The organism is Oceanobacillus bengalensis, from assembly GCF_003628445.1.
Lineage (GTDB): Bacteria > Bacillota > Bacilli > Bacillales > Amphibacillaceae > Oceanobacillus > Oceanobacillus bengalensis.
In genome coordinates, this window is the sequence record NZ_RBZO01000002.1 from 1 (window position 1) to 10617 (window position 10617).

Below are 10617 nucleotides of genomic sequence, written 5' to 3' on the forward strand. Positions count from 1 at the left end.
TTCTCACTCAATATAATCACTCCTGATGTTTCCCCCTAACATGTCATTAGGGTTATTTTCTATCAAAAGTGGCTCAGTTTTCAATTGCTATGGTGGCTCACTTTTAAGTTACCATATACACTTGGTTATGTCTTTTTAGGATTCATTATACTTGTCATCATAGGGTGGACACTATTTAATACCCCAAAAACAACAGGAGAATGGCTAGAAATGTTGTTTTTTCTATTCCCTCTTGGATTGGTTTTCGCCATTATTTTCAGCAGTCGTTCCCATTACAACAAAGTAAAGGATATTGACTTCCCTAATTCAAAGCAGCGGTTGCTCGACTTGAATCATGTGGTGATTAAAAAGGATGTTGGGTTCACGCCAAGGTTACTGTTTTTTGAGAAAGATGGTAATTTTATCGGTATAATGAAGCCGCTTGAAATTCCGTGGTGGATGTTTCCATTTCGCATTTTTAACGAGTCGCTACATGAACTTTTTCCGTTAACTTACGGATTTATATCTCATGATGAAGAAACCCAATTCACATTCCGGAAAACAGGTTGGTTGAAGCAGGTGAAGCTAACGATTTTTGACAGGGAGAATCAGGATATTGGTACATACATACAGGAGGAACTGAAGGCTTTATTCCGTATTAAAGGCAAATTGTATAACGAAAAGGATGAGGAGGTTCTTTCTATTGAAGCATCCGGTTTTTCTGGAGATTTTAGATGGAAGGATGAAGAAGGCAAACAGTGGGCTTACTTTTATAATGGTAAGTTTCCTCACGAATATAAAAATATATTCAGGGATACGCATAATGATATTGTCGAGTTGTCGGACACGCTTTCCAAACAGGATAAAGTTCGGCTATTGGCAGTGATTGGTTATTTGTTTATGGCACGAGTAAACAGTAAAGCTCAATAAAAGTTATTTACCTTTCTTCGTTCTGCAAAAAAGTCGGTAGCTACTGTCAATATGGATAACGGGCAGGATTTTAAGATTTACTAGGTGAATGTAATGGATATAGTAAAAGTGCGTTTAATAAATCGCCCAATCTAAAATGAATAGAATATGTTTTCATCTCAGTATGCAGGTTATTTTTCTAATAGGCTCTTTTCGCATAATTTGTTGCTTTATTATAATTGACATTTTATATAAACTTCGAACTAACTTAATTTAGATTATCTTAAACAGGAGCAAATCTCGCCGTCCGGGATCGCTCCGGGCGGATGCTTTCCACGGGCACGGCCTCAGCCCTCCTCGCGGAGAAAACGCCGCTGCGGGGTCTTCGGACACGTGCTATTCCCGTAGGAGTCACCGCCCTCCACTCACCCGGACTAGTAGTGGTACTATGCTCTTGACTATATGTATCGCAGGAGATAAAGGTTAGAAACTTAAACCTTCCGGGACGGTGTTTTCAGGACTATTCTGAATTAAAGAGATCAACAATTTACATCAACTATGAATTAAATTTACAATAGCTGAAAAAACAACAATCTTTTAGAAAACAGCCTACTAATCAATCAGAAGGTTTCTTGAATAAAGTTTTTACTAATAATATAGTGGCTCTTGGTGGTAGAGTTTTTTTGGGGGAATAATTATTATTTCAATTTTAAAGGTAAAACAAAAGAAGATAGAGGTACTTAGGAAAGGTAACAAAGGGAAAACGATTATCATACTAACGGGGATGGGCTGTTCTTTTGACGAATGGCACAACATTACAGAGACTTTAAGTGAAACAAATAGAGTGGTAATGTTTCACAGACCTGGACTTGGAGAAAGTGAAATTGGGAATGAGGTTCGCAATACGGAGGCTGTTGTTAAAGAATTACTCGATTTAATGTCAGTTCTCGAAATTACTGAGCCAATTATTTTGGTGGGTCATTCATATGGAGGGTTGTGTGCACAACATTTTGCTAAATGTTATCCTCAGAAGATTGCAGGAATTGTTTTAGTGGATTCAACCTCTGTGGATTTACAGGAATTAGACGAGTTGGATTTACCTGTATTAGATAGAGATGAGGCAGATGAAGTCTGGTTAGAGAAATGCACATTATATTCCTCGTTGGAACAGGAGCAATTAAGGGGAATAATACATCCTATTCTTTCAGAAAAGCTAAAATCAATTCCTAAAGAGGTTCAACAACGATTATTAGATTTTCAAACAAGACCTTCATTATACAAAGCGATGTACTCTGAAATTAGTAATTGGAAACAAGATGCTAAGGTTATTAAGTCCCTAGAAACGACTCTCAATGTACCACTAATTGTTTTAGGAAGAGATAAAGCGTTTAGCATTAAAATAGGAATACAGGATGGGCTACCAGAAAAAGAATCAAGAGCCTTTGAAGAAAAATGGCAAGAACTCATTACCAGACAGGGAAAGCTTTCTAATGATAGCAATATCTTACTTGTAAGAAGTTCAAGCCATTCCATACATATTGATAGACCAGACATTGTCATCCAATCAATTTCTGAGATTGCGAATAGGTTACTTAAAGTAAATTAACTAGCTTTTGCCAGTTATTATCTTGGATTTCCAAAATAGGGCGCATTTGTTGAAAATCATAACTTTTTAAATTACCATTCCACCGTAGAACTCGAGATTCGTTTTATTCCCCGGATGGAAGCTACTTCTTCTACAAGTCGATGCATTGCCATATTCTTCTGCTTCGCCTCTATCATTATGTCAAAGTCTTGATTACGTTCTTTTGCCATTTTTAAAAAAGGAAGTACAAAATCGAATGAGGCAAAATCAGCGTGGGCACGATAGGCTTGATCCGACTTTGGTGAAGAAATATGTGCTTTGGGTATGTGATTCCTAACGTTCCAAGTGTTAAATATACGTGGTAAATAATGAGAGAGTTCTCCCTCCGTTTTATTAGCCATATGATGGTGGTAGTCGAGAATCATTGGAATGTTTTCCTCTTCACAAGCAACCAATGTTTCTTCCACATTATAGGTTTTGTCATCATTTTCGAGGGTCATTTTATTTTTAATTTCTGTTGGTAGATTCTTAAGATTTAAGTGGAATCTTCTTAAAGTCTTCTTTTTATCTCCATAGGCCCCACCAATATGAATATTAATAATTCCTGTTTCGAGGGCGTTCATTGCTTCAAGCATCTTATAGTGGTATTCCATATCTATCACTGCATTCATGGTCACATGCTCTTTAGGACTTGTAAAAAGTGTATATTGATTTGGATGAAAACTTGGTCTAATGTTGAACTGTTGTATTAATTGACCGAGCTCTTCCCACTCCTTTTTAAATGGAGTGGTGAAGTCCCATAGTACTTCTGGATGGGTCGCTAAGGGGACAAGCGAGCTTGAAAAACGATATAGTTTAATTTCATGTGCAATATTATAATGCAAAATTCTTTTCGTATGATGCAAATTTTGTGCGGTAATGGATTTAAGTTTGTCCAATCTCTCGTGTTTAGGAAGGGCCGTATACCGTTTAAATGTTAGCGTCTTGGAAGGACTAGCATCCCACAACCCTAATGCAGTAGCTACATAACCGAAACGAATTTTCATTGTTGTCTCCCCTTATTTGTATGTAGTAAAGACAGTACGCTTATAGCAATACTATTATGATTTGTGATAACACGATTCATTATTCCTAATCAATGGGGACAGCGAAATTATCTGAGTTTGCTTATAAAGGAAAAACAACAAATTCCAACATTTTTCGACAAGTGACAGGCACCAAAATTACAGTTTGCTTAACCGCTCCCTTGCTTGCACATCCCCTTTAATCGCAGCCATCTGATACCAATGTTTTGCTTTTTTTATGCTAATTGTGGTACCAATGCCGTTTTCATAGCACATGCCAAGGTTAAATGCACCATAGACGTCTTGTCTGTCTGCAGCCATTTTATACCAATAAATGGCATCCGTACCGCGGCCTTCCTCCACGGCTTCATGTCCAAGACGGTTAGCAGCAAAAACATCACCAGCGAGTGCAGATTGGGTGTACCAATATGTTGATTTTTCATGGCTTACTTCTGTGCCAATTCCATTTTCGTATAAATAGCCTACTGTGTACATGGATTCCATGACACCATTTTCAGCAGCAAGAGAAAATAATTCAAAGGCACGTTTGTTATCCTTTTCCACGTATTCCCCGCGGAAATACATATCTGCATAATTGTTCATTGCATCTGGATGACCTTGTAATGCCGCTTCTTTATAGCATATAAATGTTTTCTCCCAATTTTTCTCTACAACAATGCCATCATAGTTATAATTACCAATCCAGTACATAGCATCTGCATTACCTGCATTTGCCGAAGTTTCATACCATATAAATGCGAGGTCATCTCGCCCAATAGCTTTATAGAATTTTCCGAGTTCAAGCTGGGCCTCCACATTACCTTGCATCGATTTTTTATATAACGTAACAGCTTCCTCTAACTCACCATCTTCTATATAAATTGTCGCAAGTTCGTCTGATGGATTGACTATTTCCTGTAAAACTAACAATATATCGTGCATGAATATGTCTTGGAAGTCTTTATTATATTGAGGTAGAGCGCGGATTTGTTCATAAAGGATGTAGATATCATCTGAAAGAGTACTGTCTGATAGATGGCATGCTTCAAAAACCTCAGAAATCACTTTGGTTTTATCATCACTATTTTCAATCGAATCTAGTAGTTTTGCTGCTTTTTGGAACTTTAGTTCTATAAGTTCTTTTTGTAAGGCTTGTATATCCATTAAGACACCCTTTCTTCAGATTGATTTCTTACCTCATATCATATCATTTCCATTTTCTTAATCAACAAATTCTAACAATTTTCGACAAGTGACAGGCACCCCATTGACGTGTCGGGTTAAAATTGTTATGATTTTTCTATTGTTTAAAAATAGAATAGCTATACCTTGTATAAGTCCTGAGAATATGGCTTGGACGTTTCTACCAGCTACCTTAAATAGCTGTCTACAAGGGGTGGGAAATAGATGATATTTTTTATTCCTTTCGTAGATGAAACTTTGGCCGTCGCTTGTTGCCAAAGTTTTTTTTGTCTAGTGCAAGCGGACCAGCGACTAGCGAGACGAAGCGGGCGCCGCGAGCTCTTCGTTATACAGAGTTTAGTAGAATAGGAGATATAACATCATGAAGAATTTTTTCCAATTTACGGAACGGAATACGTCCTTTAAACAGGAAACACTAGCGGGAATCACAACCTTCCTTTCTGTAGCTTATATATTAGTCGTAAACCCGCTTATCCTTAGTCAAGCTGGGATGGATAGGGGGGCAGTATTTACTGCAACCGCACTGACTGCGATCGTTGGTACAGTCCTTATTGGGCTTCTTGCTAACTATCCAATCGCTATCGCACCAAGTATGGGGCTTAATTCCTTCTTCACCTTTTCTGTTTGTATCGGGATGGGAATAGAGTGGCAAGTAGCATTAACAGGTGTGTTTATTGCAGGCGTTATTTTTATGATTCTAAGCTTGATGAAGATCCGTGAAAAGATAATTAATGCGATTCCAGAGGCATTAAAACATGCTATTGCTGCTGGAATAGGGTTCTTCATTGCATTTATTGGTTTAAAAAATGCGGGAATTGTTGTAGGAAACCCAGATACATTTGTAACGATTGGAGAATTAACATCACCTAAAGTTGCATTAGCTGTTATTGGGCTTATCATTACAATCTTTATGATGGTACGTGGTATAAATGGAGCGATTTTTTACGGCATGGTAATTATGACGATTATTGGAATGATTGTCGGGTTAATTAGCATCCCATCATCCATTATCGGTACGATACCAAGTCTTGAACCGACGTTTGGTGTTGTGTTTATGAATTTACAAGATATTTTTACCCCTGAGGTTTTAGCCGTTATCTTCACGTTTTTATTTGTAGCTTTCTTTGATACGGCCGGTGCATTAATTGCGCTTACGAGCCAAGCAGGAATTATGAAAAATAATGAAATTCCAAAAATTGGACGAGCATTACTAGCTGACTCTTCTGCTGGTGCAATCGGTGCGGTGCTCGGAACATCCACACCTGCAACAAGTGTTGAATCCTCAGCAGGAATTGCAGTTGGGGGAAGAACAGGATTTACGTCAGTCATTATTGCATTATGTTTTGCGATTGCTTTGTTCTTTTCACCAATTCTTTCTGTTATTACAACAGAAGTAACAGCACCAGCGCTAATTATCGTAGGGGCATTAATGGCGATGGATATAAAAAACATTGACTGGAGTAAAATCGAAATTGTTATTCCAGCATTTTTAACAATTATTATGATGCCACTTACCTCAAGTGTCGCAATGGGACTAGCATTCGGCTTCATTCTTTATCCATTCGTTCTAATTGCACAAAAACGGTATAAAGAAATACATCCAATTATGTACGCCCTTTGCTTATTATTTATTTTGTATTTTATTTTTATCGCATAGATGAACAGTATTGAGATATCAAATGTAATGAAACGTTCTTCATTCTTATTAATCTGTTATGGTAAACTATTAGTAAAAGCTGATATATAGGAGAGGCATTAATGAATACACAAAACGATGGTATTTTATTAAAAAGTGGAACGAATGAACTTGAAGTCATTCTGTTTAGGATTGGCGATGGGAGTTTTGCGATAAATGTTTTAAAGGTACGAGAAATTGTTACACCATTACCAATTACAAAAATCCCTAATTCCCATCATTATGTGGAAGGGGTTATCTATCTACGTGGGGAAGTAATCCCAGTTGTTAATGTAGCAAATGTAATCAATGTTCGGCAGTCCGAACAACCTGAACAAGATAAATTCATTATTGCAGAATTAAATGATGTAAAAATCGCATTCCGTGTGCATGAAGTGAATCGAATTTATCGCATTTCATGGGAGCAAATCGAAAAACCAAATGAATTATCAGCAGGGAAACAGCCATATGCAACAGGAATTATTAAACTAGAAAATATGATGTCTATTTTACTAGATATGGAGAAAGTAGTTGTTGAAATTAATCCTGAACTTGGTGGAAGCGTAGATAGCATTAAAACATTAGGGCGTCGCGAGCGCTCTTCAAAAAAAATTGTTGCAGCAGAAGATTCAGCTGTGTTACGCGCATTACTAAAAGACACATTAAGTGAAGCGGGTTATGATAATGTAACATTTTTCCAAAATGGAAGAGAAGCTTGGGAATACCTAGAAACGATAGCTGCAGAAGATTCAGGACCGAATGATCGTGTCCATTTACTTTTAACGGATATTGAAATGCCACAAATGGATGGGCATCATTTAACGTATCGTGTCAAACAACATGCGCAATTAAAGGATATCCCTGTTGTTATTTTCTCATCAATTATCACGGAAGACCTGTATCATAAGGGAGAAAATGTTGGGGCAAGTGCCCAAGTTAGTAAACCGAAACTCGTTAATCTTGTGCGTGAAATAGATAAATATATTTTATGATGGAAGGGCGTGATTGCTCTTCCATTTTTTAGTTGGAAAAAAGTTAACATCCTAAAACCCGTCTGCTGTACTGGAGTCCCCCCTCAGATAAAGCTATTTAATGATCAGGTATTCTACCGGAGCGAATGGTAGCTCCGAACATTAATAAGCGTAAGAGTGAACTAAACTATTCTAAATTAAATAAGTAAACAATTTACGTCAACTACAAAGAATAAAAAGCAACAAACATTACGAAAACAGCCAAGAAATAAGAAAAAATTACTATTCATAAAAGGAATGGCTTCTCATCACAAGCTGTCCCTGTTTCTTTACAATTATAAATAGGAAAATAGCGGCAATGAAATGGGGGAGTCTAATGGAACATTTAAGCGATCAACTACTTATAGAAGCTTACTTGAAAGCACGAGAATATCATTTAGAAGGGGATTTTGTAGCATTATTAATTACAGAATTAGATAGGAGGGGAATTTCCCCTTCATCAGATCAATTTGAACGCAATTGCAATCATTTGACCCTGAATCACGAGTAGATTTTTCCATTTAAGTCTAGTCCCTTTATCCTCTAGAGTATGGTAATCTAGAAATGTGTCGAAATTGTGTTGTTTTATGGGAGAGGGAGTCGACTATGCATGATAATGAGAAGATAAATATACTCCTTGTCGATGATCGACCGGAGAATTTACTAGCTATTGAAGCAATTATTGAAAAAGAAGAATATAACTTAGTGAAAGCCTCATCGGGAGAAGAGGCGCTGAAGTTTTTACTTAAAAATACATTTGCAGTCATTTTATTAGATGTGCAAATGCCAGGAATGGATGGCTTTAGCACGGCAAAGATAATTAAAGCAAGAGAAAAGACGAAAAATATTCCAATCTTATTCATTACAGCAAATAATTTAGAATCAGAACATATCTTTATGGGGTATTCTGTAGGTGCAATTGATTATATTTTAAAGCCTGTTGATCCATTAATTTTAAAGGCAAAAGTAGAAGGATTTGTTGGGATTTATAAAATGAGACAGCAGCTTATTACACAAGCTACCACTTTAGCAGAAAAGACAACAGAACTGGAAGCAGCCAATAAGGAACTTTCGGAATTAGCTGTGAAACTCAGGCTGTCAGAAACGTTAGCAAATGTGATTAGTGAGACATCAAAGGATTCGATGCTTATTTTAGATGAGAATGGGACCATTATAAAGGTAAACCCTTCTGTCCGTCAGATGTTTCAATACAGTGAAGATGAACTGATTGGAAAAAATATTCGCATTCTATTTACAGAGGATACAGCAAATAGATATATAGAAAAGGTATTCGACACGATTCAAACATTTGGTACATTAAGGGGCTTTGATCATCAAAAGGAAGTAAGTATAAATCGAAAAGATGAAACGTCCATAATCGTAGACCTGCAATTCGGACTAAAATTTCTTCAGGACAGGTATATTGTTGCCTGTACAATAAGAGATATTACCGAGCAGAAGGAAAATGAAGCATTGATTAAAAAAATGGCGTATTACGACGCGCTAACGACTCTACCAAATAGAAGAGCATGGCGTGAAACAGTGATAGATTTCCTGCAGATAGCAAAAAGTGCAAATCAGTCTCTAGGAATTATGTTTTTAGACATGGATCGCTTTAAAAATATCAATGACTCACTCGGGAATCAAATGGGTGACCGCGTCCTTCAAAAGATTGCAAAGCGGATTGTGACGACACTAAGTGAAGAGGATTATGTCGCTAGAATCAGTGGAGATAAATTTGCGATACTACTTGCAAATACGAATCGGGATAGCGCGTTAGTAGCTGCAGACCGAATACGAGATGCTTTCAGGCAAGCCTTAGTCATTAACAACTACGAGCTTTATCTAACAATGAGTATTGGGCTCAGTATCTTTCCTTATGATGGAGAAGATTATTCCGAGTTAGTTAAAAATGCTGATGCTGCTTTATATCATGCGAAAGAAATAGGGCAAAACAATTATCATGTTTTCCATGCAGGAATGAATATACAGTCATACCGATCATTTATGATGCAGAATGAGTTATATAAAGCTATTGATCGGAAAGAATTTGAAATACTCTATCAGCCTCGTATAAATGTAAAAACTGGAAAAGTGGAAAGTGCTGAAGCGATGATACGCTGGAATCACCTAAATTGGGGTTCTATCTTACCGAAGGAGTTTATTCCGCTTGCAGAACAAACGGGACAAATTGTTGCAATTGATAAATGGGTGCTAGAATCTGTATGTCATCAACTGAAAGAATGGAAGAAGGCTGGAATGGCACCGATTCGAATTGCCTTTCATTTCTCGGCGCAGCAATTTCTACAAACAGATGTAGTAGATGATATGAAACGAATCTTAAAGGAAACCAATGTATCACCGAATCTATTAGAAATCAAAATAACCGAGTCAGCCTTGCTGAATAACGAGAAATTTTCAAAAAGTACATTACAACATTTAATGGACTTAGGCATTTGTATTAGTATTGATGATTTTGGGACAGGCTACTCTTCATTGCATTATTTAAAAGAATTACCAGTAAGCATCCTTAAAGTTGACCGCTCCTTTGTTCAAGGTATCATGGATAAGAAATCAAAGAATCGAGCAATTATCACGGGAATTATTTCGTTAGCAAAAGCGTTAAAACTATCGATTATAGCCGAGGGTGTTGAGACGGAGGAACAATTTGAGTTCTTCAAATTACATGAATGTGATGAAGTCCAAGGTTATTTATTCAGTCCTCCTGCCCAGAGACCGATATTTGAGAAAATGATAGTAGATGGCAAATATGAGGTTAAGTCTACCGATAAGCCGCCAGTTACAATGGAAGAGAAAAGGGAACGGCTACAAAAGTCAAATCCAGTACCTCAAGCACTCAAAAAGTTGAAGGAAATGTACACCATATCGCAAAGAGAGTTAGAAGTATTCGAGTTAATCTTAGCTGGGTTAAGTAATAAAGAAATATCTCAACGTTTATTTATCAGTGAGCATACTGTAAAAAATCATATCTCCCATATTTTCCAGAAGCTAGTGGTAACTGATCGTGCACAGGCAATGGCATTGGTGTACCGTTACTGTATCAGTGATGGTGAATAACGTAATGGATAAAGCCTTCTTAGGTAATCGCGAATATCGGATGTCTAGCTCCAGCGCTAAAGCTGTAGCGCGACTTCCCTCACCTCACGACAATCTAAGTCAACATCAGTGTGC

The 10617-nt window shown here is 37.2% G+C and carries 8 protein-coding genes and 1 riboswitch; of the genes, 6 read left to right on the forward strand and 2 right to left on the reverse strand.

Annotated elements, in window-relative coordinates; genetic code table 11:
* Positions 1 to 210 precede the first annotated feature (210 nt).
* Together D8M05_RS01740 and D8M05_RS01745 are read left to right on the forward strand one after the other, a co-directional pair.
* Positions 211 to 909, forward strand: coding sequence for a hypothetical protein (locus tag D8M05_RS01740; protein ID WP_121128036.1), 699 nt, complete (start codon positions 211 to 213; stop codon positions 907 to 909).
* A 685-nt stretch (positions 910 to 1594) separates the two neighbouring features.
* Positions 1595 to 2494 (forward strand): alpha/beta fold hydrolase, encoded by a 900-nt coding sequence (locus D8M05_RS01745; RefSeq protein WP_121128038.1) that lies wholly within the window; start codon positions 1595 to 1597, stop codon positions 2492 to 2494.
* Between the two features lie 71 nt (positions 2495 to 2565).
* On the opposite strand, the gene uvsE is transcribed toward D8M05_RS01745, so the two are convergent.
* Positions 2566 to 3519, reverse strand: a complete 954-nt coding sequence (uvsE, locus tag D8M05_RS01750; RefSeq protein ID WP_121128040.1) for a UV DNA damage repair endonuclease UvsE — start codon at positions 3517 to 3519, stop codon at positions 2566 to 2568.
* Between the two features lie 177 nt (positions 3520 to 3696).
* Entirely contained in the window at positions 3697 to 4701 is a 1005-nt protein-coding gene (locus tag D8M05_RS01755) for a tetratricopeptide repeat protein (RefSeq protein ID WP_121128042.1), read from the reverse strand.
* Between the two features lie 145 nt (positions 4702 to 4846).
* A riboswitch (purine riboswitch) is annotated at positions 4847 to 4947 on the forward strand.
* Positions 4948 to 5101: 154 nt separating this feature from the next.
* Between D8M05_RS01755 and D8M05_RS01760 the strand changes: the two genes are divergently transcribed.
* From D8M05_RS01760 to D8M05_RS01775, 4 genes are all read left to right on the forward strand, one after another.
* A complete protein-coding gene (locus tag D8M05_RS01760) occupies positions 5102 to 6397 on the forward strand; it encodes an NCS2 family permease (protein WP_121128044.1) in 1296 nt (431 codons plus the stop codon).
* 101 nt (positions 6398 to 6498) lie between these two features.
* Positions 6499 to 7407: a chemotaxis protein gene (locus D8M05_RS01765; RefSeq protein ID WP_121128046.1), complete on the forward strand. Its 909-nt coding sequence runs from the start codon at positions 6499 to 6501 to the stop codon at positions 7405 to 7407.
* Positions 7408 to 7762: 355 nt separating this feature from the next.
* Positions 7763 to 7936: a sporulation histidine kinase inhibitor Sda gene (sda, locus tag D8M05_RS20865; protein ID WP_121128048.1), complete on the forward strand. Its 174-nt coding sequence runs from the start codon at positions 7763 to 7765 to the stop codon at positions 7934 to 7936.
* 95 nt (positions 7937 to 8031) lie between these two features.
* Positions 8032 to 10503: an EAL domain-containing protein gene (locus D8M05_RS01775; protein WP_183072676.1), complete on the forward strand. Its 2472-nt coding sequence runs from the start codon at positions 8032 to 8034 to the stop codon at positions 10501 to 10503.
* Positions 10504 to 10617 lie beyond the last annotated feature (114 nt).